Below are 26,151 nucleotides of genomic sequence, written 5' to 3' on the forward strand. Positions count from 1 at the left end.
TATACTTTGCACATAAAAAAGGTCCTCTGCAGCGCTTGCTACAGAGGACCTTTTTTATGTGCAGTTAAAGCGGTTCTTTAGAAGTTAAGAGAGACACCTACGGTTACGTAGCCAAAGGTACCGCGTCCGCCCTCTACATAAGCCCCCACCTGATCGTCAAACATATACTTTGCCCCTAGAATTGGCCCAAATATAAGTTTGATTTCGTTTCCGTAGTCGTATACATTAAAATCATCCCCTGAATACTTTCTGAACTCAAGTCCTGAAATGACAGAACCATAAAGGTCTAACTTCTTCTCATCAATATCAGCATCGAGGTGCTCGTTTATGAGTGAAGAACCATGAAAGGTTACGCGCCCGCCAACAGTTACGTAATTCCAACTATACCTCCAGCCAGAGCCGTTGTAGTTCCAGCTTGCATAGCCCAAATACGGGCCAGCACTAATGTACTCATGAAAACTCTTTTCTACAGATACTGTAACAGGAATAAATCCTCCAGATCGGGAACCAACATAGCCATAGCCATAGCTACCAAGCGAAATGCCAGCATTGAAAATGTAGCCACCTTGTTCGTAGGCTTTTGGTTGCGCATGAGCAGTTTGGAATGCAAACACTGATCCTAGTGCCAGCATCGAAAGCAATATTTTTTTCAAAGTCTTCATAGAGTAGAATATTGTGCTGCAAAATTATATTTATCTACACACCTCTACTAAAGAACATCACTATATTTCTTTTGACACATCTTTTAGCGGGTAAATGGAATGAAATTAGTAGGAGCAAAAATCTACAGCTTCAACGCAATGCTTTTATCTGCTTTTTTAGAACAGGAATCATAAATAAAGGTACGGCTTATACACGCTTTATCTAAAAAACATATTTTATACTTAAGCCAATATTTTAGAGCATGAAGAGAAAACAAAAAAGCCCTGCCTCCAGTTTTGGAGGCAGGGCTTTGCTACTGCTACGTGTAATTAAGCTGCGGCAGACTGACCGTCCTCGCGCTCTTCTATTACTTTCTTTAGCTTTTCGATGGCCTGTGCGGCACGCTCTTCATCAAAACGGTTGATGTTTAGTAACATCTTTGTCTTTTCCTGGCGTGTTACCACAGGGTTGTTTAGCAAACGTATGATTTCTTCTTTCTGCTTAGCAGAGGCATAGCGCACACCTGTAGTTTGTTCTTCAGCTTCTGGCGTTGTATCAGCAGCAGCCTTCATAGTTGCTTTTTTCTCGGTTGGTACTGCTACCTGCTTTCCAGCTTTTGCTGGCTCATTGCCGCTATAGTCCATTTCCTCCGCAGGAGTCGGCTCGTAACCTGCTGCCCTAATAATCCAGGCCAAGATATTACGATATGCTTTGCCAATGGCACGTGTCTGCGCCATAGATGCAATGGCAAACTCCTGGTAGTACTTTTTACCTTGTTCGCGGCTAGAGCAAATTGCAAAACCTGCACCTACTACTTGCTGGCTACGCAAATCCAGAAGATTTACTTTCGCCTGGTATTTAATCTCGTCGTCGGTGCTGATGTTGATTACATGCTCCACTACTGGCAGAATACCTAAACGGGAGCCAGCATACTGCCATCCTTCCACATTAACATACTCTTTGCCTTGTATATTCTGATAAAGTCGGTTTTCCTTAATGAATTTAGCAAGGTCAACCGCCAGATGAAGTGTTTCGTCAGACTTGGCAATATCATAGCTTTCTACTTTCACCTTTCTCTGCTCTTTAGTTTCCTTAACTGGTTGATTCATTTCTATTTAGTTTTTTAGTTATCGTTCATATAGTAAACACAACTGCAAAAAAAATAGTGCAAAAGATGATAAAAAATAGCTATTTTATACCACTGTTATTCAGGCTGTTACAAATTAATTCCTAAATATTTTAGTTTTTTAGCAAAAGCTGCGGGATTTGAGTTAGAAAAGTAGAAAGTTAGAAGGTAAAAAAGTAAAAAGAACGATATTGATGGTAGCTAACCTCTAACTTTTATGGCTGCGAAAATAAGCGATTGTTAGATGTACTCCCCTTAATTGTGTTGCCGTGACATAGAAATTGGCTACGAAGCATTAAGAGGTTGCTAGCTACTTGTTACCGCTGTTGTGCTTGTTGGTTGAAAGATACAACAAGGGCATAGACACACGGATGATTCTTGCTTTCTGTGGTGGAAAATCTATTGTTCAAGCCTGGAAGTTGTACTGCAGGCTTGAACAATCGCTCAAACTTCGCTACTACTATCGTTAGAACGGCATGAGGTTTGAAAACTTTATGAATTCCCGCCCTCACAACTTTATAACCTTTTACTTTTCTATTTTTCTAACTTAAAACGATTTGTCCGTCTTTCATTACCAGTGTTCTGTCGGCCATGGCGGCTAGTTGCTCGTTGTGGGTAACGATCACAAAGGTCTGGTTAAACTCGCTCCGTAGCTTGAAGAAGATATCGTGAAGCTCCTGTGCGTTTTTTGAATCGAGGTTACCGCTTGGCTCATCGGCAAAAATAATTCTGGGAGAGTTAACAAGAGCCCGTGCCACCGCCGTACGCTGCTGCTCTCCTCCCGATAATTCTGATGGCTTGTGGTGCATTCTGTGCGAAAGGCCTAGCATGTCTAGCAATTGCGCCGCACGTTCCTGAACTTCTTTTTCAGTTTTGCCAGCTAGCAGGCCAGGCAAGCAGGCGTTTTCGAGGGCAGAGAACTCTGGCAACAGGTTATGAAACTGGAAAATAAACCCAATATGCCTGTTTCGAAAACGCGCCATCTCACTGGAATTCATCTTCGAAATGTTCTTGTCGTCGAACATTACTTCACCAGTGTCTGCTGTGTCCAGGGTACCCAAAATATGTAACAGTGTACTTTTGCCAGCACCAGATGCCCCAACTATAGAAACCACTTCTCCTGCAGCAATTGACAAATCGATGCCTTTAAGCACCTGAAGTGAACCGTATTTTTTATGAATATTAGATGCCTGTAACAAAGTTTTATAGTTGATTGGACAGCAAGTTCTGTAGCAATTATAGTGCTCAAAGCTACAAAACAAACATCAAACGTTGGTAATGCTTTCTATGTTTTGGCAGAAGTTAGATTCCAAGACTGTTTCAGCCCCTGCTTGTTGCGGCGGCAGCTTCTTGGTCAGTTGGCTTTTCCAGTACGTCTTTTATATATAACTCGTTTACCAGCACCATTACTACCGCTAGTAAAGGAGCCGCCATTAATAAACCCAGTCCTCCTTGCAAAATACCGAAAAGTACCTGCACAAACAGCAACAAGGCAGGCGGCAAGTCAACCGTTTTCTGAAAAATTATCGGGGTAATAACATAGCTCTCTATCAATTGAATTCCACCATACACAAGTATGACATACAGCGCCACCTGCGAACCCTCCGTAAGACCAACCAACACAGCAGGAATTCCCGCTAACCATGGGCCGATGTTTGGAACGAAAGCTAATAAGAACGCGATAAAACCTAGTGCAAGGGCCATTGGCAAACCTATTAAACTGTACCCAATGGCAGTACTAACACCAATAACAGCCATAGCCGACAGCATACCTACCAGCCATAGCTTTAACGTTTTATAGCATTTGTCCAAAACCTCTAACACCCTGTATCGCTTTCTTTTCGGAAACAACTTGGCAAAACCCTCTGTATATAATTTTGGACTTGAGGCAAAAAAAAGTGCCGTGATGATTACTATGGCAAGGTCGGCCAGGAAACTAATGGTGGATGAGAAGACACCGCCCACCTTGGAAGCTATGTCTCCACCTTCTGGAACAGCGGTACTTACATCATCAGGTATCTGATTTATAACTTTTTCTCCCCATTCACGGTCGCTAAGCCATTCCTCAACCTGATTCAGCGATTGCGGTATTGTTTGCTTCATTTCTTGCACCTGCTCGTTAACTGTTGGTGCCAGAAGTATAAAAGCTCCAACTAGTATACCAAAAAAGAACAGCACCGACAACGTTAAGCTGATACCTCGCTTTATGTGCATTTTATTAGTGATCCAATCGGTCATGCCACAGAAAAGGACTGACAGCAGAATACCCGCAAACACTAACAAAAAGAAGTACAGGTTATTGCCTAACAGGTAAAACCCAGCACCTATCAACAGGACGAGAAAAGCTGCCAGCGCCACACGTTTCGAAAAAGTATATATATCCATTGCAACAAATTGGTATGAAAATATTTTCAGATTACTTTATTATTTACTCCTAATCAACAATACACGTTGCCCTAGTAGCCTTTACAGCATTATTACCGTATGATTCAGAAAAAAGAAAAACTATAAGAGCGAAACCAACCTTATCCATAGCAGGAATATTTAAAAAAAGCTTTGCTTGAATTTAAAGGGATAATGGTTTACTTTCGTGCATCCAACAAAACTGAAAGCATGAACATACACGAATATCAGGCTAAAGAAATTCTCAAAGGCTACGGTGTACGCATACAGGAAGGTATCGTGGCTGAAACGCCAGAGCAAGCTGTAGAAGCTGCCCAAAAACTGACTGAACAAACTGGCACAAGCTGGCATGTGATTAAAGCACAAATCCATGCGGGTGGTCGTGGTAAAGGTGGCGGCGTAAAGCTTGCTAAGAACCTTGACCAAGTGAAAGAGATTGCTGATCAGATTCTGGGCATGACCCTGGTAACACACCAGACTGGCCCTGAAGGAAAACTGGTACAGAAAGTACTTATTGCCCAGGACGTATACTACCCAGGCGATTCTGAGCCGAAGGAGTATTACCTGAGTATTCTGTTAGACCGTGCCAAAGGCATGAACGTAATCATGGCCTCTACCGAAGGTGGTATGGACATTGAGGAAGTTGCTGAAAAGTCTCCTGAGAAAATCATCAAAGAGTGGATTGACCCAGCTACAGGTTTGCAAGGTTTCCAGGCGCGTAAAATTGCGTTTGCTTTCGGATTAGAAGGCGAAGCTTTTAAGGAAATGGTGAAATTTGTTACCAACCTGTACAAAGCTTACGTTGATACTGACTCGTCTATGTTTGAAATCAACCCTGTGTTGAAAACTTCAGACAACAAAATATTAGCCGTTGACGCGAAGGTTGACCTTGACGACAACGCCCTATATCGCCACAAAGACCTGGCTGCTCTACGCGATATTTCAGAAGAAGATCCGTTGGAAGTAGAGGCTGGTGAACACAACCTAAACTATGTAAAGCTTGACGGTAACGTTGGCTGTATGGTAAATGGTGCAGGTTTGGCGATGGCTACCATGGACATTATCAAGCTTTCTGGAGGTGAGCCCGCTAACTTCCTGGACGTAGGTGGTGGCGCAAACGCTCAAACTGTAGAGGCTGGTTTCCGCATCATCCTAAAAGACCCGAACGTAAAGGCGATCCTGATCAATATCTTCGGTGGTATCGTGCGTTGCGATCGTGTAGCTAACGGTGTAGTGGAGGCTTACAAGAATATCGGTGACATTCGTGTTCCAATCATCGTTCGTCTGCAAGGTACAAACGCTGAAGAAGGTGCTCGCATCATCGACGAGTCTGGCCTGAAAGTTTACTCAGCGGTAGTGCTGAAAGAAGCTGCAGAAAAAGTAAAGCAAGTTTTGGCAGAAGCCTAAAACTACTAGCATATAAACAAGAAAGGCTGCCAAAATTGGCAGCCTTTCTTGTTTATATGCTAGTAGTAAGTTAAAGAGTAAATGATTTAGAAAGTTTGAGATTGTTAACTGAAAAACTTTTTAACCTTCTAACCTTTTAAATTCTAACTTTAGACAACTTCCAGTTCAACTTCGATATTACCTCTGGTACCAACAGAATAAGGGCAAACCTGGTGGGCCTTATCAACTAGCTGCTTAGCTTTTTCCTTATCCAGTTCTTTCAGGTCAACTGATAGTTTTATGCCCAAACCGTAGCCGCCTTCATCTTGCTTTATTAAATCGACATGTGCTGTAACAGTAGAATCTGGATTTAAACGCTCCTTCTCCTGCCCCGCAACTAACATCAAAGCACTCTGGAAGCAAGCCGCATAGCCTGCAGCAAATAACTGCTCTGGGTTTGTTTTTTCACTTTTTTCTTTCATTCCTTCAGGTACGGCCAAAGCCATATCTATTACACCATCCGAAGACTTTACATGGCCTTTACGACCTCCTGTTGCAGTTACTACTGCCGTATACACTTTTTCCATAGCAATTTTTTGTTCTTATAGTTTCACTTATAAGTTTTAACTCCCAAAACATTCAATATGTTTTCAAATGGCTGCTAAATCTCCACCCCCACCCTGTTATTACACTCTTCTTGAACAACAATAATTTCTCAAGCAACTTTGAAGCTTTTACAATTTAAAAGAGCCTCTGGCATCACATCCTGTTTTATGTTCGGCTGCTACTACATACTGCTTAAAAGTATAATGCGTAACAAACCTTCACATCCTTATTCATAGTAAAACATGTCATTTGACAGGTATAGGCTTCATTTGTATAATTTTAAACTCAAGGTTGTCTATACATCAACTAAAATGGTGTTAGATTTGTATATACAATAACTCTTACTCTTTTTATAAAAATCAGCATTAGAAGCTGATTTCCACTTTTACCATACATAATGGATAACACTTTTGGCAGACCAATAATACCAGATAATGAAGATGAGAGGCTGGCGAAATTACGCAGCTTAAATGTGCTAGATACTTATCAGGAGGAAGGTCCCTTCAAGCATATCGTTGCCATTGCTTCACGCATGTTTGATGTACCTATTGCACTCGTAAATTTTGTGGATGCAGACTATGTAATTACGAAGGCAGCTATAGGTATGGGAGAAGAAAGCAGAGTAAGCAGAGGAACCAGCCTTTGTTCGCTTGCCATACTCAGAAACGACACGACTGTTTTCGAAAATGCAACGCAAGACCCTTGCTTGTTGGCAAACCCTTTGGTAGTTGGCGACTTCGGTCTTCGGTTTTATGCAGGCGCACCATTAATTACTTCTGACGGCTATAACATCGGCGCATTGTGTATTGTCGATAAGAAGCCAAGAGACTTTTCTACTTCTGACCAAAAGATGTTAGAAAGCCTTGCTTCTGCCGTGATGGACGAAATAGAGAAAAAGTAACTTGTTTTAGTTATATCTGTGTTATAGCACCACCTGCCGTAAAGGTTTATAGTAAAATATTTCTTAGCTAAAAGGAAAGCTAGCAAAAGGCCTCATTAGATACTTAATCTAATGAGGCCTTTTGCTATTCAGGCTAGGCAACTTTTTTGTTCCTTCCTACTATACACATTAAGGCTTACCTGTTTTGGTATAAAAATTATGATGATACAACACCCTTCTTATTATAGTCAAATATACAAAGCTGGAAAGAAAACAATACAAATCAAAAATCCGAACGGAACTTAATTTAGTTCTATAGAATTGATTATAATAGAGCTTTTTTACTTGTATTTTTATATATATTTAAGACCATATTCTTTATCTTTCGAAACTTAGACAAACTTTAATACAAAACCATTCCATCAATGGATAGCCTTATAAATCCTACAATGTGGGAGAAAATGTCACTAGTTTCTCCTGATATGTTTTGCACCTTCGACCAGAATGGATTCTACAGCCAGGTAAGCGAAGCTAGTAAAAGCATTATAGGCTACAGTAGTGATGAAATGGTAGGACGCCACTATACGGAGTTCTTACACCCAGATTATGTTCCCAGCACAGCTTTCATGGCTCAGGAAACTCTGAATGGATCGCAGTCAAAGAGTTTTGAAAATATCCTGATACATAAGGATGGGCATGAAGTGTCGATTTTATGGTCTGCTGTTTGGTCTGAAGAAGAAAAAGTTGTTTTTTGTGTTGCTCGTGATGTAAGCGACCTTAAAAACACAAGAGTAAAACTGCAGGAAAGTGAACACCGTTACAGGACGTTATTTGAGAACAACCCCGACATCATCTTTATCCAAAATAAAGAAGGTTTTGTTTTAGATGTTAATCAAAGCTTTTGCGATGTCTTTGGCCTAGATAAAGAAGCTGCTTTAAACAAACCTACCACCTCATTTTTGCCTCCAGAAGCGGTACCTATTTGCTTATACAACTTTAAGGAGTCACTGCTAGGTAATAAGTTGAGGTTCAATATGGACCTTATATCGAATCTTAATGAGCGTAGAACTTATGATGTGGTTAAATTTCCTGTTTATTCCAAGGGTGAGATAATCTACATCAAAACTATCATGAAAGATATTACAGAGGTAATTCGCTCTTTCGAAACGATACAGCAACAAGCTGATAAACTTAACACAATTTTTGAGAGCATTACCGACGGCTTACTTATACTAGATAGAAATTGGAACATCAACTATATAAACTCTGAAGCTGAAAAGCTGCTTTTTATAGACAGGAAACATCATCTTGGGAAAAATGTATGGGAAGTATTTCCTGAACAAGCAGGTGGAGTCTTTCACAAGCAGTATGTTCAAGCCCTTGAGACAGGAACTGCAGTGCACTTTCAGTCTTACCTAGGTGAACTGGACTTGTGGCTTCGGGTTAAAGCCTTTCCATCAAAAGATGGATTATCTGTTTATTTTGATGATATAACAGAGCTAATAAAATCCAGGGATGAGCTCGAAAAGTTGTCGCTGGTAGCAAACAAGACAAACAATTGTGTGCTGATTGCAGACAAAGATTGGAACATAGAGTGGGTAAACAATGGGTTTACCAGGCTCATGGACCATACTCTCGAAGAAGCCATCGGCAAACAACCTACAGATCTTTTTAAAAAGGGCAGCGATAATAACAAGCCTTTTGATAATTTGGAACCGCAACTTCTAAAGGGTGCATCAGTCTCCTTTGAAGAGCTTAATGTCAAGAAAAACGGTGAAGAAGTGTGGGTTAGCGTAGACATAAGCCCAATATTCGATCAAGACGGGAACTTGCAACGTTTTATTGAGGTACACACCGACATCACGGCACTTAAAAACTCTGAACTTGAACTTTCTAAACTGGCAAATGACTTATACAGGCAGAACAGCGATTTACAGCAGTTCACTTACATTGTCTCCCACAACCTTCGATCTCCTGTTGCCAATGCATTAGGACTAACTTATCTTCTAACTAAGGTAGACAAGAACACAGACCTATTCGACAAGTCTGTGGCAAACCTTAACCTGAGCGTTAAGCAGCTCGACACCGTGCTGAAGGATATGAACTCCATTTTAGCCATCCGCGACAGTAATGGGAATTTGGAAACAGAACAGGTAAATATAAATGACGTCATTCAACAGGTGGCATCATCGCTACAGGAACCTCTTCAGGGCTGTGGCGGCAAGCTTATGAGTAGTGTTGCGGAAGGGCTACATGTTAAGTCTAACAAAGCATACCTGTACAGCATTTTTTTTAATTTGATGTCGAACGCAATTAAGTACAGATCAGAGGAACGCCCGCTTGTCATCAGTATTAAATGCTTTGGTAACTCAGAAAAAGGCACCATTATTTCCTTCACCGATAACGGTTCTGGATTTGATATGAAGCTTGCTAAAGGCCAAATTTTTAAGCTATACAAGCGGTTCCATACCAAAAGAAACGGCAGAGGCATAGGACTTTTTCTAGTTAAGACCCATTTAGAAGCAATGGGTGGCCATGTAGAAGTCAGCAGCCGTGTTGGCCAAGGAACAAAATTCCTGCTGTATTTACCAAATAGTTAGCAAATGCATATAATTTTCTTCAGATGAAATGAATTATAACGGCCTGTTACCGATCAAGAATCTTTGACTTTTGGATGTTCTACATCAGCACAGCATTAAAGTAAAACCGCTTTATAAAAGCATAAAAGAACATGCAGGATATACCAGAGCAGGCATACGCTCCAAGTAACGAAAAAGAGAGACTGGAAAAGCTATACGGCTATAACATTATTGATGACTACCACAAAACTGGTGCTTTTCAGCACGTGGTAGGTATGGCGGCACAAATCTTCAATGTGCCTGTAGCTTTTGTAAATTTTGTAGATGAAAAGAAGGTTATAGCGGAATCAAGTGTAGGTATGGATGGTGTAAGTGAATTTGACCGAGACACCACTATCTGCTCGCAAGCTGTTTTAAAAGCTGAGGTTACCGTTTTTGAAGATGCGAAAACAGAGCCATGCTTGGCTACAAATCTTTTTGTTCACGGCAGTTTGGGATTACAGTTTTATGCCGCTGCTCCACTAAAAACACCAGACGGCTACAACATAGGAGTAGTTGCCATTGTAGATAAGAAGCCTAGAACTTTTTCTAAAGCCGACGAGCATATATTAGAAGGATTAGCAACTGTGGTTATGGATGAGCTTGAGGAACGTAAGTCAGCCGCAGCCGCAATGGGTTAAGCTTAAAACAGTATACCATAGCTGTTGGCATTATCAAGAAAGCCGAAAATAACGTAATATTTATTGCGGTTAATGTTTCGTTTTGTGCGCATACTTTCTATTTTTGCAAGCAGTATCAGCACTCGTAGTTCAACTGGATAGAATATCGGATTTCGGCTCCGAGGGTTAGGGGTTCGAATCCTCTCGAGTGCACATTTAATCAAACATTAACGCTGGCTATCTATTTGATGGTCAGCGTTTTGCTTGTACACCAGAGCCATTTAATCAAACAAATGCTGAAAATGTTTGATTAAATGGCTCTGGTGTTTGATTAAAGTTTGATGGCAAATAATTCGAATTGTTATATCTGAAATTCAGTTGAATCTCCCTTTTAAAGCCCTTCCAGTCTACATTTACTATATCAGACAGCCTCTTTTCTAATAAATCTTTTTATTATCTTTCCTTAATATATTCTTGAAGGTATCACTCAGGTTATTTAACCACACTAGTAGATGTGTGTAAACTCTACTGAAAACTTGAGTAGACGTATGTAAGCGATAGCAGCCATTGTGACGTATCTTCCATTTAACACCTACCTCTAACTAATCTTAGCTTTCATTCCTACCATAAGCCTCGTAACAAGCATCGATGCACCAGTAGAAGTCTACTTCGACTTGTCCAGAATTATAGACTTACATTTTATCTAAACTGAACATACTTGTGAGCGTGCTATTGCAGGAGTTATCTCAGGGTTGATAGGTCTCGGTGAATCCGTAACATGGAGAGCATTTCTTGCTGCCAATGGCTTCCGTGAGTCTGGTACGCAGCAGGTAGTAGTTTAATACATTCAGTATTAATTAAGTATTTAAGTGTTAATCTGTTGAAGTTTCAGTATTTACAAATATCCGCAAAACCTGCTGATTTCGTAAAATTGTACATGGATAACTTATATGACTATATCAGACAAGTAGATGTTCGCAAATTGGGTGCTGGTGAGGTTAGCCAGTGCCTGCTATATCTGGACTATTTTTCCAAGAAACAACCTGAGATGGCTACAGAAACCGCCTACACCAGAGAGAATCTGAACAAAAGGGTGCAGGAACTAAGGCAGACACAGAAGCACGCTGTTGTTTGGCACACAAAATAATGTACCAATTATCACACAGTTTATTTCAGTTATTAAAGTATACCATGAAGGATGTTCCTTCGCCCTCCTTGCTTTCAACTTCAATCCTACCGCCCATGGATTCCACCATTCCTTTGACGATGAACAGACCAACGCCAGTACCCTCAACATCGGTATGTAGCCTGGTGTAGCGGTTAAAGATGTCCTGTTGTTTGTCTTCCGCAATCCCCAAGCCGTTGTCGCTCACTTTTAGCATAATTTGTTCCTCAGCAATCTCTGTAGAAATGGTAATCACAGGTTCGCTATCTGGCTTTCTGTACTTGATGGCGTTCGAGAGCAGATTGTAGATGATGCTTCTGATGTTCTTTCGGGAAAAGTTGATTTCTGTTACCCCGATTTGGGTACTGATTTTTGCGTTGGACTCCGCTATCTTATCCCTTAGCGCAAGCTTGGCGTCCTCTATTACGTTTTCGAAGTTTACACGCTCTGGCTCTTTCGCAAATTCCATATCGTAGTTGACATCAGCGAGGTCTTCCACCGTTCTGCGCAGGTTACCCACCGACTCGCTCAGCATGTCGATGATTAGCTTATTATCCTCTTCACTCTCTGGTATCGTTTTTAGAATCCTGATTAAGCCCTCCATGTTGGAAATCGGACCTTTTATGTCATGGGAGATGGAGTGGATTATGTTTTCGTAGTCTCTGCTCAGCTTCTCGTACCCCTTTAGGATTTGGATGCGGTCATTGATGTCGATGAAGGTGATGATAACACCGTTTGTCCTATTCTCTTTCCTGATGATGTAGGGCAGTATATTCATCTGATACCACACTTTATCGGTTGTCTGGATTTCCTTCTCCAAATCCTTGCTGCTCTCAATCACCTCGGTGATGTTCTCGATGATGGTCGGGAAGCGGATGTTGTTGGACACCTCGTCTATGTGCCTGCCCACATCATCGGCTGAAAGCTTGAAGTGCTTCATGGCAGCAGGTGTGAACTTGCGCAGAATCATATTTGCATCCACAAACAACTGCGGTATTATCGTGTTATTGAAATAGTTTTCGAGTTCATCGTTTAACTCTATTAGCTTTTTGAATTTACCTTTGTTGTCTGATGAAGCTTTTATCATCTATAGTTGCTTTTTGAAAACCAGATTGCTCAAGCTGTGGCAATACGCAATACCTAAGTATTTTGACTTGCAGTTTTACGCCCGCTCTCTTGACCACGTCAGATGGTTAATAATTATTTAGGTGCTGTGTGGATTGTTGACAAGGCACAGAGAGAGTTCACCGCATCATACAAAAAAATGCTTAAAAGCCTTGCTTCTGCCGTGATGGATGATATTGAGAAATCTTAAATATTTACATTAAAACACTGGATGTTATTCGTCAATTGAGAGCAGCCAAGCTTCAGCTTCTTCAGTATCTTCAAAAATCCTTACCTCTAAGTCCTTGTCAATCCGCTGTATTAGGCTTTCGATAGTTAGGGTAACGTAAATACTTTTAGGAATGACCTGCGCCAGATAACGCAAGCCTGCGGCTTTTATTTGGGGCGTCCACGTGGTCTCTACCCAATCAAGTGCCGTATTCCAAGAGCCGACCACATTCCTGTTGCAATTGAGCAGCTTCGAGTAAGGCTGCTCCTTAATCATATCAAGCATCTTGTAGCCACCCCCTTTCACAGTCTCCTCCGACTGCACACCGAACCACTGAGCATATAAGATAGAGACATCGTTGATTCTTGTGGCTGTGAAAAAAACATCGCCATACACCTTCTTCAACCTTACCTGCTGCTGCTCCATCATTATAAAAATTTAGTAAGCATTACGCTTCTGAATAAATATTGTTGATTGTTTTATTTAGTCAGAGAGTGCTGCCGCAGCCAAGCCTCGGCACTCATTCTATCCGTGAACACCCTAACCTCAAATGCTTTGTTGTTTGCGTGAAAGTTAGAAGCTGTTGACTCTGCAAAAGATTCGGGTGATGTAATAAGGGCAAAGTTCCTAATACCAGCAGAGGCTGCCTGTGATGCCCATTCGTTTACAACCCAATCAAGAGAATGGTCCCAGCTTCCGAGAACCTCCCTCGTATCGTTGAGTAGGCAGCTAAACCCTGACTCCCTTACAGCATTCATATATGCCAAAGCACCTGCTTTGATATTGTCGTGTGTTAAGTAACCTACCTAATTTGTGTGTATCCACTTGTTTTCAATGTCTATGGATATGGTGATAAACTTTTTCCCAAAAACACTTTTAAGTTCTTGCATTATGCACAGAAGTAAACATTATCAATAAATACAAAACTAAGGAGTTAGTTCAAGCTAAGGTAACTTAATTTACTTTGTAGTACTATAAATGCATATAGATGGAGTTTAAATCTTCGAAGCAGGTATTTAGATTGCTTATCTTTTCTACATTCCTCTTTCACCTTTTCTCCAGTCATAAGATTACCTTTGACAGGTGCCGCTATCAATAAAGAGCTTTCATTTCTTAGACCAAACAATTTTAAACAGCCCAACTACAAGCTAATACAAAAATTTGGTGAGAAACTTAAAAATCTAATTCTTACAACAGAAATAGAAAGATATTTAGAAAAACGAAATGGGCAAGTTTTTGTAATTTCTGACTTACCTATTGAGTGGTTATCTATCAATGAAGTACCATTGTGTTTCACACATGATGTTTGCAGAATGCCGGAAGCAAACTATGGTAGTTTGTATAGTGCATATAGTAACAATCGGCTTGATGGATATGATATACCTAATGATATACTTAGCAAGACATTAGTCATATTAGGTGCATCAGAAAAAGAAGGAAAGGACGAGGGATTTAAAAAAGCGTTTCCACTGATTGAAGATTTGTCAAGTAAAAAGAGTTTTCAGACGAGACGCTGCCTAAGTATAGATGATGTAGCACAGGCAGTAAATGAACTAAAGCCTGAGCTATTAATATTTGACTGTCATGGTGGATTCGATGAGAAAACATCAACAAGCTTTTTAGTTATAAATGGTGAAAGACTAACAGGTGATGACATAGTTAAACACAATATCACTGCACCTTTGGTATTCCTTTCAGCTTGCAACACATCGCCTAACTATGGCTATTTATATACAATTGGTGAAGATTTTCTATATGCTGGCGCGTTTTCAGTAACAACAACTTTCACTCCTATTTCAATAGGAACAGGTTTTGGCAACTACACGAGGCTTATTAATGAACTTGAACACGCAATTAAGTTTGGCACCTATAAAAACTGGTTAGAGTTCGTAGCTTATGTCACAAGAACCTCTATTTTATATGAGGCTTATGTTGCTATTTTGCTAAAGAAAAATTTAGACGACCTAAAACAGCATCAAAATGATTCTATTTTAGCAGAGATTGACCGCAGAGTTATAATGTTCAAAGATGTTTCATATAGAAGACAAATTTTTCAGGAGTTCAAACAAGGCATAAGAATACCTGGTACAAAAAAACCAATAAAGTTAGAGGATTTGAACGGAGATTTTTTGAGCTATAGCCATCTCGGCAGAGCAGATTTGATATTATTCAAAAGTTGGATAGAGAATCAAAAGTCTAATGGTGATTAGTTATTAGTCTACCTCCTGCTTTTCCAGTATTTAACTATCAGCAAAAGCCTAAGGAACAGGCCTAACTACCTCTCCCTTTCGCAAACCACGCTTTTGGTACCAAAGAGAAAAGAGAGCGATTGTCAGGAGCAATTCTGACAGATCGCCCCAATAGTACATCAGTTTCGCTGCTTCCCGTATTTCGATGCTGCTGTAAGGAGAATTAAGTGGATAGAGATATGCGTACATAAACTTGCTTAAAAAGGCATGCGCAGCTATGCTAACAAACAACACCAGCACACGCAGAAGAATGCTTGGACGCTTCGGTACTGGGTCTAATCCTACCATGGACCAAACGAATAAATAACCGGCTAACAAAAAGTGTAGGTGTATAGCATAGTGTAGGTACGGATTTGTGAGGCTCCTGAGGTACAGCGGCGTCAGATACAAAAGATACATCCCACCAATATTCAAAATGAAAGCTGTTATAGGATGGCTCACTAGGTAAAACATCCTGCTCCTCAATATAGCTGTGACATTACGTGCCAGTTTGGTAGGCAAAGCTTTTAATGCTAGCGTTATGGGTGCTCCTAAAACCAGAAACAAAGGAGCGAACATTCCGATCAGCAAGTGCTGTACCATATGCCCCCGCAGGTCTTGGTGTGCCCATTGCATAAGCTTTGGTAACATGGCTACTCCCAACAAACAGATGCCGCACATGAAACTAACCGTGTGCCAGCCGTTCCAAGTACCTTTCTGTTTTCTAGTGTGTGTAAAGGCATACACGTAAGCCAGCGCGACACCTCCAATGACCAACAGAGGTATCCATTCTGAGATTGAGCTGCCAGGAAGACTGTGCTGAGAATGATGTTGCATGGAGTAACCGTTAAAGTCTAGTTTAAAAGGCGACTTCCTTACTTTCCATATTCTTGGCCCGCCTCAACAGGTAGAAGCCGATGAGCAGTAAAATAAGTCCTCCTAAATTCCAGGCGATGTCGTAAGGCAGCAGATTATTTACATAACGGATCTGATGCAGGCGCAACACCTTATGGTCTATAAAGCCATCAAAAAGTTGAAAGCCGCCTAACGCCAGGAAAAAACCTGCCCATGCTCTTGCCTTCACTAAAGTGCGACTTCGCTTTAAATCCAACAGCATAAAAAAACCAGCCACAATAGAAATCAGTTCTGCCGCATGCAATAACCCATCGCTCAGCAGGCCAATCTCTGTAGTAGAGCCATCGTAGAAATGATGCCACGAAAGAACCTGATGAAAAATTATCTCATCTACGCCAGCCATTACGCCAACACCAACCAGCGCAGCAGCCCACATAGATCGTTTTGGGTCTGCAGATTCTCTTTCGTAGTTCATGCTTTAGAATTATGAGTTAGATTTATAGCAACTTAAGTATAGCCACAGTTACGTATTATCTAGTTTATACGCCCTTACTCAGCATTATGAGTTTTAATTTAACCTTTCTCAAACATCCACTTACGGTTGCCCACTTCCACCTGCAGAACCATAAATTTGGCCAGTGGCATAACTGGCATCGCTAGCCGCTAGCTGCACAAAAATGGAAGCGAGTTCTGCTGGTTGTCCTGGTCTACCGATAGGTGTGTCTCCTCCAAAGCTTACCAGCTTATCCTGAGGAACTCCTCCGCTTACCTCCAACGGTGTCCAGATCGGCCCTGGCGCTACACCATTTACCCGAATACCTTTTGGGCCGAGCTGCTTAGCCAGCGACTTAACAAAATTCATGGTAGCGGCCTGCGTTTGCGCATAGTCATACAAATCCGCTGACGGATTATACGCTTGCACAGATGTAGTTCCGATAATAGAAGAACCAGGCTTTAAGTGTGGCAGTGAAGCTTTAATTATCCAGAAAGGTGCATAGATGTTTGTTTTCATCGTCCAGTCAAATTCATCGGTTGTAATGTCGAGAATTGACTCATTTGTTCGCTGCCGAGCTGCATTACTAACCAGTATATCCAGACCACCAAGCCCTCGCACGGCTTCTGCCACCAGTTTTTTACAGAAAGCTTCTTCGCGTATATCTCCTGGTATTGCTACGGCCTTACGACCTGCTTTTTTTATCAAGTCAACTACCTCACGTGCATCTGGTTCCTCAACAGGCAAATAGTTTATGGCTACATCCGCACCTTCACGTGCATAAGCAATAGCAGTTGCCCGCCCAAGGCCCGAATCACCTCCAGTAATCAATGCTTTGCGTCCCATTAAACGGCCAGATCCTTTATAACTGGTTTCACCATGGTCTGGGCGCGGCTCCATTTTACTGGTAAGTCCTGGCCATGGCTGCAACTGACTTTTAAATGGAGGTCTTGGGTATTTTGTGGTTGGATCTGTTAATTCCTTTGTACCAGCATAGCCTGCTTGCTGTGCTCCTGGTGCTGCAAAAGCAGGTGATACCACTACTGAAGCTAAACTCGCTCCTAACCCGCCAATAACTCGGCGTCTGCTAACTTTGTTTTCATCTTTCATAGACATTCGATGTGCGTTGTATAAGTTAATAGGGTATTTAAAGCGTCTGTAACTTTCTAGGTGTTATTCTTAGATTTTGCTTCTGCTGTACGACGTACAAAAACATATAAATCAGTAGTCTTACTAAGCTTTTAACTATAGCATAAATTGCAGGAGCCATCTCATTTAAGCTTGAAGAAGTATAGCACAGATGTTTCGATGATTGCGCGTACACCTTTAAATAAAGATGAACCGCCCTCGATAGCTAATGCTGGTAGGCTTCTCAGCAGTACTAAATGATATCGGATAAGGTTAAGTTTGCGATTTTATTTCTAGCTTAGGTTTGACATCTTTTAGTTTAAGATTTACAGGAGTTTGGGTTTAGCCCTAGCTTTACGCTTGCACATAAAATTAAAGCCAAACAAATATTTATACCCGATGTAAAACTCAGAGTTTCTTTTTCTTTAATAATTAACTCTGAGTTCATTGGTCAGAGCAACATAGGCTATGCCTTTGAGCCCTATCATAAGTGCACTTTACGCTCAGGTGCCAATATACTGCACAGGAGATTTATCTTTGATACTTTAGCTTTTGGGAAGTACCTTTGCTATGTGAAGGTTTTAACTGTCATATTAGCAATTTTAGTCGTTGCACTCTCGGTTTCGCCCTGCTGCCTGACCGAAAACTGCTCTGATGATGAGGTTAAAACCGAGGGAACAGACAATCATGCTAAAGATGTTGATGTTTGCTCTCCTTTTTATAGTTGCTCTGCTTGTATAGGTTTCACCGTCTCTAGCCACTCTTTCGAGCCAGTGACAGTAGCCCTGCTTCTTGACAACTATAATTTGGCAGATTATCAGCAGCGCTTCTTTTCGCAGTTTCACCATGCCATCTGGCAGCCACCTAAAGTAGGCTAGTGCCCTAGCCTTGACGTTGTCACATTAAATTAAATACGATGTGTTTCATCGTACTTAACAGCTTTTTCAATCGCTTATCTAAATGAAAAAATATTCTTTTATACTGCTCCTGTTCCTGAGCAGCACGATAGCCTATAGCCAAAATATTCTGACAGCTGTCATCAAAGATAGCGAAACAAAAGCACCTTTGATTGGTGCAACAGCCTCTCTTGCAGGAACCACTATAGGAGCAAGCGCCAATGCCAGTGGTGAGCTTCAGTTAACAGGCATACCCAATGGTACACAGGTAATCAGGTACAGCTACCTCGGGTATGAAGACAGGTTAGATACACTCACTTTTCCACTTGCTCAAACTACTCCCCTAGTGGTTTTACTACAGGCAGGTGGCGAAGAATTGGAAGAGGTAGTCATCTCCACAACACGCAGCAGCCGAACCATTGAAAACATTCCGACACGTGTGGAAGCCATTACACTAGAAGAACTGGGTGAGAAAGGCAACATGAAGCCAGGCGACATCAGAATGCTACTAAGCGAAAGCACAGGCATCCAAACGCAGCAGACTTCTGCTACCAGTGCCAATGCAAACATTCGTATTCAAGGTTTAGACGGCCGCTACACGCAAATCCTGCAGGATGGCTTTCCGCTTTACTCAGGCTTCTCGAGCGGGCTCAGCATCATGCAAATTCCGCCGCTTAACCTATACCAGGTGGAGGTAATTAAAGGCAGCTCGTCCACGCTTTATGGTGGCGGAGCCATAGCAGGGCTTGTGAACCTGATCACCAAAAAACCTACAGACGAAGGCGAACTGAGCTTTATGGCAAACCTTACCAGCGCCAATGGCCTTGACTTGAGCAGTTTCTATGGCAAAAAATTCGGCAAGTTTGGGATAACGGTTTTTGCGGCCAGAAATGCTAACCAAGCCTACGACCCTGCCGATATAGGTTTCTCGGCTATACCTGAGTTTGAGCGCTATACCTTGAATCCACGCTTATACTATTGCCCCAGCGAGCGCACGCAACTGTATTTTGGAGTAAACGCAACACAGGAAGAGCGATTAGGCGGCGACATGCGCTACATAGACGAGCATGAGAGCGGTTATTATTTCGAACAAAATAACACAGACCGCTTCTCTACGCAGTTTAACCTAGAGCACAGGTTCTCTGACAATGCTATACTCTCTGTAAAAAACAGCCTGAGCTTTTTTAACAGGGATATTGCTGTTCCCGACTATGATTTTCAGGGTAAGCAAGCGTCCAGTTTTAGTGAAGTGGCCTACAGCCTAAACAGCAGTAGATCTGATTGGGTAGTTGGGGCGAATCTTTGGACAGATAAATTTTCGGAGCAAAATGCTACTACTGTGGGAGCAAGAGACTATAACAATACCATTGTTGGTGCTTTTGCTCAAAACACCTTCACTCCTATCGATTGGTTTGTCCTAGAAACAGGTCTTCGCACAGACTATGTAACTCCTGCGCCTGCAAATAAATCTAAAGGTTTATTTGTACTGCCCCGTGTTTCGGCCCTTTTTAAAATAACAGACCGTCTGTCTTCACGCCTAGGTGGCGGCATGGGCTACAAAACACCTACCATCTTTACCCAGGAAGCCGAAAATGTTACGTTCCGCAATATCCTGCCTCTTAACACCAGCCAGACGGCAGCAGAAACATCCATCGGTGGTAATGCCGACATTAACTTTAGCACACTTATAGGCAACAATGTTACCTTCAGCATCAACCACATGTTCTTTTATACTTACCTGAACAACCCGCTGATCCTGACGCTGCGCCCCGATAACCTTTATGAGTTTAAGAACGCCAACGGATATGTAGATACCAAAGGTGTGGAAACAAACATGAAGTTCGGATATGAATGGATAAAGCTATTTTTAGGCTATACTTACACCGATGCCAGGCAACATTACAATGGTAGCGTGAGGAATATGCCGCTTACGTCAAAGCACAGAGTAAACAACGTCCTGATGCTGGAGAAGGAGGACAATTTCAGGATAGGCCTGGAGGCATACTACTTTAGCCCACAACGGCTGAATGACGGCAGCAAAGGGCGCGCCTATTGGATTAACGGTATTATGATGGAGAAGATGTTCGAAAAGTTTTCGCTGTTTTTAAACTTCGAGAACATTTTCGACACCCGTCAAAGCAGGTTCGGCAGCATCTATACAGGTAGCAGAACCAATCCTGTTTTCAATGAGATTTATGCCCCTGTAGATGGCCGTGTAATAAATGGAGGAATAAAACTAAACCTATTGTGAAAGTATAGTTATCCAGTTAGATTGATGATCTGAATAAGGTTATGGAAACTTCTTATCTAAAAATTTAGAAATCAAGAAGCATCCCCAGGTTCATAGGCTATTACCATACAAGATCATATAATTGTAGACGAGAAATGATAATCAAGAAAGGCTGTTCTAAAAAGAACAGCCTTTCTTGATTATGTACCACATACTCACCTCCCCCAGCTCTCCTTCTTACCCCGAATTTATACCTAAGTATAAATAGCATGTTCAGATATTTAAAGTGTACCACTAACAGGTAATTTATACTTACTTCAAAAACTCAGTGATTTACCATCTTTTTTGGCTGTTTTGTTTAATAAGGAAAAACAGAAAGCCGCATTTCCGTATCAAAAGCAATGTTAAATTAACCCTTGAATTAAACAAAATGGAAAGCAAGAGTGCTAAACAGGCTGTAAGCGATGTGTTAAATGTGGAGTTGGAAGAAAGACAGTCTCAGGAGCTATACTACAGTATCTGTAGCTACCTAATGGCAAAAGATGATTTCTGCTACGTAGACATCATCAAATTCAAATATGCTCTCCTTTACGATGACTTCAATCAGGAACTTGTAGATTACTTTGTAATGGAATATATGCTGGAAAAGATGCGCAAGAAGCATTCTTTTATCCTCTCTACGCTAACCTACCTTGTCACCTGTAAATCTTAGGGGCAAGGTAGTTTTCCTAGCCTGCAAAACTGCTGCAACCCTAATATTTTCTTTTCGGAGGAGGTATACAAACCTTGACTAACAAACCTACGGAGGAAAGGGTATTTCCTTATAAAAACCTGCAACAGTAAGTCGTTTTCAGTATTCTGCTGTCGGGTTGCTTACCAACATCAGTTGCAACACTAATTAGTTAGCTGTACTCGCTATTCATTCATCCCCCATTGCTCAGTCATATAGTTGTCATAACACAAGTTATTCACTGTTAGGTGTCTCCTCAAATAATATAACTTTTATAGTTGCTTATACTTACATTCATCTATATACCTTAGACACAATACTTCAATCAACATTTTCTAAAGAACTCACTTATAGAATCTTAAAGCAATCCCTATCAGTACTGATTATAATTTTTAGATTGCTTTGATAATGAATATTGTTTACTAACTTGGCATCTACAACAGATTTATACAACAATTTTAAGCTTTTTGATTGTTTTTTATCAGAATAGTTAAATTAATAGAGAAACTAAAGAGATAAGTTAATTGTACTGTTACCTAATACTTTAACAGGTAAATTTATTTTCTGTTTTATAGCAACATAGTAGTTAAACCAAAATAACAAATACCCTACATACTCAACTAAAGACAATGAATCCGATTGAACGCACAGGGACTGAGATATTGGACAAGATAATGCAGCACTCATTAGACATGATCTGCATCATCAACGAGGATGGTCTTTTTGTGCTGATGAGCAAGGCTTGTAAACAAATTGTTGGGTACGAATTTGAGGAAATGCAGGGCCAGTCTATCTGGGATTTTATACACCCCGATGATAAGGAGGCAACTGCGGAAATAATGGGGAGGCTGCTTGACGGCTACAAAACAAACTCTTTTGAGAACCGCTACCTACACAAAGATGGATATTCAGTTCCACTAATCTGGTCTGCAGTTTGGGATGAAGAAGACAATAGCATGTTCTGCGTTGCCCGCGATGCTACCGAGCGGAACACCATGCTAAAAAAACTGAAAGAAAAGGAAGAGCTGCATGGCGCTTTGATAGAGCAAGGCGATGATATTCTATCATTAATTGACGAACAGGCTAATTTTATCTTTACAGGTGGGGCTACCTACCGTGCATTGGGTTTTTTGCCAGAGCAACTTATAGGGCAGAATGCGTTTACGCTGGTGCACCCAGATGATGTATACAGAACGAAAGCAGCTTTAGAAATATTATTGTCCGATGGTAAAGCTTCAATTCCAGAGTTTAGATTAAAAAATGCTACTGGCGAATGGCGATGGTTGGAAACAATTGGAACAAACCAATTAAACAACCCACACATTAAAGCCTTAGTACTTAGTTCGCGTGATATAACTGAGCGCAAGTTACGTTCTCTAATCATAGCCAAAGGTGAGCAACGATACAAGGCCCTATTCGAGGGAAATCCTGATGCCATTATCGTAGAAGAAAGAGACGGAACAATTATAGACATCAACTGTGCTGGTGAAGCATTAGCAGGTTTACCGAAACAAAGTATTATTGGCTCTTCATTAGCAAACGTACTTCCTGCAGAAGCCATACCTATTTGTATGCATCACCTAGCACTAGCTTTTGAAGGAGATGTTGTCAAATATCAGTTAGAGATAAACAAGGAGCATAACGAGAAACTGATCTTAGATATAACTAAAGTACCTGTTGAATTAGACGGAGAGATTATAGCGGTTCACTCTGTTATAAAAGACATTACTGCCACAACGCTATATCACCAAACAGTAAAGGAACATGCTAAAAAGCTAAATACTATTTTTGAGAGTATAACAGATGCTTTTTTTACCTTAAATAAGAATTGGGAATTCACTTACATCAACAGTGAATTCGATAGATTACTGAATACTCAGCGACACTATAAGATTGGCAAAAACATCTGGGATATTTTTCCAGAGGAAGTAGGCCAGGAATTTTACCAGCATTACCACAAAGCCGTAGAAACAGGCGAATCCGTACATTTTGAGGCATACTTTAAAAGTGCTGACTGTTGGTTCGATGTAAAGGCTTATCCCTCCGAAGAAGGGCTTTCAGTTTACTTTAGCGACATCTCCGATAAAGTTAAAGCACAGCAAGAGCTAAAGTTGATGTCGCTTGTGGCCAGTTCCATAGATAATAGCGTTGTGATAACAGACGCCAACGGCCTGACAGAGTGGGTAAATACAGGCTTTACAAAATGTACTGGTTATACGCTAGCCGAGATGGTGCGTAAAAAACCTGGCGCTGTTTTGCAAGGCCCCGAAACAGATAAGGAAGCTATAAAGCTTTTCCGTGAGAAGCTACAGCAAGGCGAATATTTCAATGCTGTAATTCTTAACTACACTAAGTCTGGCGAAAAGCTCTGGTTTTCGATGGACATTACACCTGTGCGCGATGATGCTGGTAACATTAGACAGTATATAGCTATTCAGAAAAACATCAATGAAAGAGTTAAGTGGCAACAGGAATTAACAAAATTATCTTTAGTTGCCAGACACACCACAAACAGTGTTATCATTTCGAACAAAAACAGAGCCATTGAGTGGGTGAACGAAGGCTTTACAAAATTAACAGGCTATAGCTTAGAAGAAGCTGTGGGTAAAATCCCTTCAGAGCTGTTGCACCCGAACGATCTAGACCTCAACCCTTATGAAGAAGTAAAGCACCTAGTACTGAAAGGTGAACCTGTTTCTTTTGAGATAAAGTGCACCAAAAAAAGCGGTGAAATTGCATGGTTTTCGGTGCAGGTAATTCCTATTCTTGATGAAAAAGGCGAGATCAGCAGGTACCTTACAACTCAAACAGATATAACAGCTTTAAAAACATCAGAGATTGAGTTTTCGGTGCTGGCAAAAGATCTTTACAAGCAAAACCGAGACCTGCAGCAGTTTACATACATTGTGTCGCACAACTTAAGGGCACCAGTGGCAAACGCCATTGGTTTAACAAGGCTTTTAAGCAAAGTAGACAAGCATTCGGAGCTGCACGATACAGCTTTGGCAAATCTTAACACAAGTGTACAAAGGCTCGATACTGTTCTGAAAGACTTGAACATGATCTTGAGCATTCGTGATAATGCAAGCTCTATTGATCAGGAAGAGGTAGACCTTATGGGTGTATTTAAGCAAGCTGTGGCCACTCTTCAGCAACCTCTAAAATATTGCGGCGGAGAAATAATAACCCAGATACCACAAGGCTACACCATAAAAGGAAACAAAGCATACCTGCATAGTATTTTTTATAACCTGTTATCTAATGCTATCAAGTACAGGTCTGATGCGCGTAAGCTTTGTATTAAAGTAACATGCCTTGGCAGCTCTGAACGCGGCACTATTATCTCTATATCGGACAATGGTTTGGGGATTGATCTTAAGAGAGCTGGGCAGGATGTTTTTAAACTGTACAAGCGATTCCACATGCACAAGGTTGAAGGCAAAGGCTTGGGTTTATATCTGGTAAAGACACATACAGAAGCAATGGGTGGAAGAGTAGAGATAAGTTCTAAAGTTGAAAAAGGAACAAATTTCCTTGTTTATTTACCATAAATACAAGAATCCCGTATACGACTAAACTATGCTTAAATTGTCGACAACAAACCTTTCGTTGACTATCTAGATAAACCAGACTTATTTATACATATTAAGGTATTTTAAATATACATGCTGAACACATTCACCATTCCTATAGTACCACAAGACGATGAAGAGAGGCTAGAGAAGCTTTATAGTTACAACCTGCTAGATAGTAGCGACGAGGTATCTTTTAGCCACATTACCCCCATAGCAGCCCAAATGTTCAAAGTACCCATAGCCCTGGTGTCGTTAGTAGACAAGGACAGGGTTTGGTTTAAAGGAAATGAGGGCATGGGCGATGCAAAGGAAATTGCCCGAGGTGTCAGCCTTTGCTCTTTGGCCATTCTGAAAGACGATGTTACCGTATTTGAAAATACCAAAGATGAACCTTGCCTGTATGCCAATCCTTTGGTTGCAGGTAGTTTTGGTTTGCGTTTTTATGCTGCGGCCCCGCTTGTTACGCCAGATGGATACAGAATAGGAGCTGTTTGTGTAGCAGACAAGCAGCCACGAAAATTTAACGATGAAGATAAACGTATTCTAGAAGGCTTGGCATCTTTGGTGATGGAGGAGATTGAAACCAGAAAGCTGCAGGTAGAACTATAGAATTTACTTTTTTATAAACAGAGTTTTTGATTTAACGCTGAATAAATAAATTTGCCCCCGATTCTTGACTAGGTTCAGTTCTTATGTTATGCTTCGGGGTGTAGCGTAGCCTGGTATCGCGCCAGCATGGGGTGCTGGAGACCGTGGGTTCGAATCCCGCCACTCCGACTTTAGAAGGTCTTATACTTGACAGGTATAAGACCTTTTATTTTGTCCTATAAGTTTGTGGCGTCTGTAAATAACTTGTTACAAAATATGTAACAAAACATTAAGATATCCGTTACACTTTATGTAACTTTGATACAGAAGATAAGCGGAATGAATATTGTTACCGTCTCCAGAATAAAGAAATTCTTTCTGAAACATGCCGATTCCAAATTATCACTTGAAGTTTGGGTGGCAAGAGTTTCAGCTCTGAGAATAACCAACCTGAACGACCTAAAGCAAGTTGCGAATTCAGTAGATGTAATCGGCAACAACCGCGTCATCTTCGATATCAAAGGGAACAAGTATAGAATAATTACGGTGGTGCTGGTACGCAACCAGACCGTGTACATCCGCTGGATCGGCACCCATGCAGAATATGATAAAATAGATGCACATACTGTGTAAATAAAATAGAACACCA

General features: G+C 41.1%; 23 protein-coding genes and 2 tRNA genes. 14 read left to right on the plus strand and 11 right to left on the minus strand.

The features are described from left to right. Window positions 1–77: 77 nt before the first annotated feature. The 4 genes from LN893_RS05720 to LN893_RS05735 all read right to left on the minus strand — a co-directional run bounded on the left by LN893_RS05720 (window position 78) and on the right by LN893_RS05735 (window position 4,153). Window positions 78–662, minus strand: coding sequence for a hypothetical protein (locus LN893_RS05720; RefSeq protein ID WP_229968841.1), 585 nt, complete (start codon window positions 660–662; stop codon window positions 78–80). Window positions 663–971: 309 nt separating this feature from the next. After that, entirely contained in the window at window positions 972–1,751 is a 780-nt protein-coding gene (locus LN893_RS05725) for a hypothetical protein (protein WP_229968842.1), read from the minus strand. Window positions 1,752–2,310: 559 nt separating this feature from the next. Beyond that, window positions 2,311–2,967: an ABC transporter ATP-binding protein gene (locus tag LN893_RS05730; protein ID WP_229968843.1), complete on the minus strand. Its 657-nt coding sequence runs from the start codon at window positions 2,965–2,967 to the stop codon at window positions 2,311–2,313. Window positions 2,968–3,088: 121 nt separating this feature from the next. After that, window positions 3,089–4,153, minus strand: coding sequence for an AI-2E family transporter (locus tag LN893_RS05735; protein ID WP_229968844.1), 1,065 nt, complete (start codon window positions 4,151–4,153; stop codon window positions 3,089–3,091). A 228-nt stretch (window positions 4,154–4,381) separates the two neighbouring features. Between LN893_RS05735 and sucC the strand changes: the two genes are divergently transcribed. Further along, window positions 4,382–5,578, plus strand: coding sequence for an ADP-forming succinate--CoA ligase subunit beta (gene sucC, locus LN893_RS05740; protein WP_229968845.1), 1,197 nt, complete (start codon window positions 4,382–4,384; stop codon window positions 5,576–5,578). A 149-nt stretch (window positions 5,579–5,727) separates the two neighbouring features. On the opposite strand, the gene LN893_RS05745 is transcribed toward sucC, so the two are convergent. Then, the gene (locus tag LN893_RS05745; protein ID WP_229968846.1) at window positions 5,728–6,144 is read right to left on the minus strand and encodes an organic hydroperoxide resistance protein; all 417 of its coding nucleotides are present in this window, start codon (window positions 6,142–6,144) and stop codon (window positions 5,728–5,730) included. 416 nt (window positions 6,145–6,560) lie between these two features. Between LN893_RS05745 and LN893_RS05750 the strand changes: the two genes are divergently transcribed. The 5 genes from LN893_RS05750 (at window position 6,561) to LN893_RS05770 (ending at window position 11,428) form a co-directional block, all read left to right on the plus strand. Next, the gene (locus LN893_RS05750; protein ID WP_229968847.1) at window positions 6,561–7,064 is read left to right on the plus strand and encodes a GAF domain-containing protein; all 504 of its coding nucleotides are present in this window, start codon (window positions 6,561–6,563) and stop codon (window positions 7,062–7,064) included. A 404-nt stretch (window positions 7,065–7,468) separates the two neighbouring features. Continuing rightward, window positions 7,469–9,643 carry a PAS domain-containing sensor histidine kinase gene (locus tag LN893_RS05755; RefSeq protein WP_229968848.1) on the plus strand — a complete coding sequence of 725 codons (2,175 nt, stop codon included), beginning with the start codon at window positions 7,469–7,471 and terminating at the stop codon, window positions 9,641–9,643. 131 nt (window positions 9,644–9,774) lie between these two features. Beyond that, complete coding sequence (locus LN893_RS05760) at window positions 9,775–10,302, plus strand: GAF domain-containing protein (RefSeq protein ID WP_229968849.1); 528 nt, start codon at window positions 9,775–9,777, stop codon at window positions 10,300–10,302. 118 nt (window positions 10,303–10,420) lie between these two features. Further along, window positions 10,421–10,494, plus strand: a tRNA-Arg gene (locus LN893_RS05765). A 724-nt stretch (window positions 10,495–11,218) separates the two neighbouring features. Beyond that, a complete protein-coding gene (locus LN893_RS05770; protein ID WP_229963126.1) occupies window positions 11,219–11,428 on the plus strand; it encodes a hypothetical protein in 210 nt (69 codons plus the stop codon). A gap of 25 nt (window positions 11,429–11,453) precedes the next feature. Here LN893_RS05770 and LN893_RS05775 read toward each other — a convergent pair whose 3' ends face one another. The 3 genes from LN893_RS05775 to LN893_RS05785 all read right to left on the minus strand — a co-directional run bounded on the left by LN893_RS05775 (window position 11,454) and on the right by LN893_RS05785 (window position 13,546). After that, a complete protein-coding gene (locus LN893_RS05775) occupies window positions 11,454–12,533 on the minus strand; it encodes a sensor histidine kinase (protein WP_229968850.1) in 1,080 nt (359 codons plus the stop codon). Window positions 12,534–12,785: 252 nt separating this feature from the next. Next, window positions 12,786–13,208, minus strand: a complete 423-nt coding sequence (locus tag LN893_RS05780) for a hypothetical protein (RefSeq protein WP_229968851.1) — start codon at window positions 13,206–13,208, stop codon at window positions 12,786–12,788. Window positions 13,209–13,258: 50 nt separating this feature from the next. Then, window positions 13,259–13,546, minus strand: a complete 288-nt coding sequence (locus LN893_RS05785) for a hypothetical protein (protein WP_229968852.1) — start codon at window positions 13,544–13,546, stop codon at window positions 13,259–13,261. Window positions 13,547–13,855: 309 nt separating this feature from the next. Here LN893_RS05785 and LN893_RS05790 point away from each other — a divergent pair, with 309 nt between their 5' ends. Then, window positions 13,856–14,989, plus strand: coding sequence for a CHAT domain-containing protein (locus tag LN893_RS05790; RefSeq protein ID WP_229968853.1), 1,134 nt, complete (start codon window positions 13,856–13,858; stop codon window positions 14,987–14,989). A gap of 48 nt (window positions 14,990–15,037) precedes the next feature. Here LN893_RS05790 and LN893_RS05795 read toward each other — a convergent pair whose 3' ends face one another. The 3 genes from LN893_RS05795 to LN893_RS05805 form a co-directional block, all read right to left on the minus strand. Further along, window positions 15,038–15,844: a cytochrome c oxidase assembly protein gene (locus tag LN893_RS05795; RefSeq protein ID WP_229968854.1), complete on the minus strand. Its 807-nt coding sequence runs from the start codon at window positions 15,842–15,844 to the stop codon at window positions 15,038–15,040. A 22-nt stretch (window positions 15,845–15,866) separates the two neighbouring features. After that, the gene (locus LN893_RS05800; protein ID WP_229968855.1) at window positions 15,867–16,337 is read right to left on the minus strand and encodes a DUF2243 domain-containing protein; all 471 of its coding nucleotides are present in this window, start codon (window positions 16,335–16,337) and stop codon (window positions 15,867–15,869) included. Between the two features lie 120 nt (window positions 16,338–16,457). Then, on the minus strand, window positions 16,458–17,471 hold the full coding sequence (locus LN893_RS05805; protein WP_439651177.1) for an SDR family oxidoreductase: 1,014 nt from the start codon (window positions 17,469–17,471) through the stop codon (window positions 16,458–16,460). A 584-nt stretch (window positions 17,472–18,055) separates the two neighbouring features. Here LN893_RS05805 and LN893_RS05810 point away from each other — a divergent pair. The 7 genes from LN893_RS05810 (at window position 18,056) to LN893_RS05840 (ending at window position 26,135) form a co-directional block, all read left to right on the plus strand. Next, a complete protein-coding gene (locus tag LN893_RS05810; RefSeq protein WP_229968856.1) occupies window positions 18,056–18,361 on the plus strand; it encodes a DUF6660 family protein in 306 nt (101 codons plus the stop codon). Between the two features lie 82 nt (window positions 18,362–18,443). After that, complete coding sequence (locus LN893_RS05815) at window positions 18,444–20,630, plus strand: TonB-dependent receptor (RefSeq protein WP_229968857.1); 2,187 nt, start codon at window positions 18,444–18,446, stop codon at window positions 20,628–20,630. 409 nt (window positions 20,631–21,039) lie between these two features. Continuing rightward, window positions 21,040–21,321 carry a hypothetical protein gene (locus LN893_RS05820; RefSeq protein ID WP_229968858.1) on the plus strand — a complete coding sequence of 94 codons (282 nt, stop codon included), beginning with the start codon at window positions 21,040–21,042 and terminating at the stop codon, window positions 21,319–21,321. 647 nt (window positions 21,322–21,968) lie between these two features. After that, the gene (locus LN893_RS05825; protein ID WP_229968859.1) at window positions 21,969–24,890 is read left to right on the plus strand and encodes a PAS domain S-box protein; all 2,922 of its coding nucleotides are present in this window, start codon (window positions 21,969–21,971) and stop codon (window positions 24,888–24,890) included. A 114-nt stretch (window positions 24,891–25,004) separates the two neighbouring features. Then, the gene (locus LN893_RS05830) at window positions 25,005–25,523 is read left to right on the plus strand and encodes a GAF domain-containing protein (RefSeq protein ID WP_229968860.1); all 519 of its coding nucleotides are present in this window, start codon (window positions 25,005–25,007) and stop codon (window positions 25,521–25,523) included. Between the two features lie 94 nt (window positions 25,524–25,617). After that, window positions 25,618–25,691: transfer RNA gene (locus LN893_RS05835), tRNA-Pro, on the plus strand. Between the two features lie 129 nt (window positions 25,692–25,820). Then, the gene (locus LN893_RS05840; RefSeq protein ID WP_229968861.1) at window positions 25,821–26,135 is read left to right on the plus strand and encodes a type II toxin-antitoxin system HigB family toxin; all 315 of its coding nucleotides are present in this window, start codon (window positions 25,821–25,823) and stop codon (window positions 26,133–26,135) included. Window positions 26,136–26,151: the final 16 nt, after the last annotated feature.

It is taken from the genome of Pontibacter harenae, from assembly GCF_020907245.1.
Lineage (GTDB): Bacteria > Bacteroidota > Bacteroidia > Cytophagales > Hymenobacteraceae > Pontibacter > Pontibacter harenae.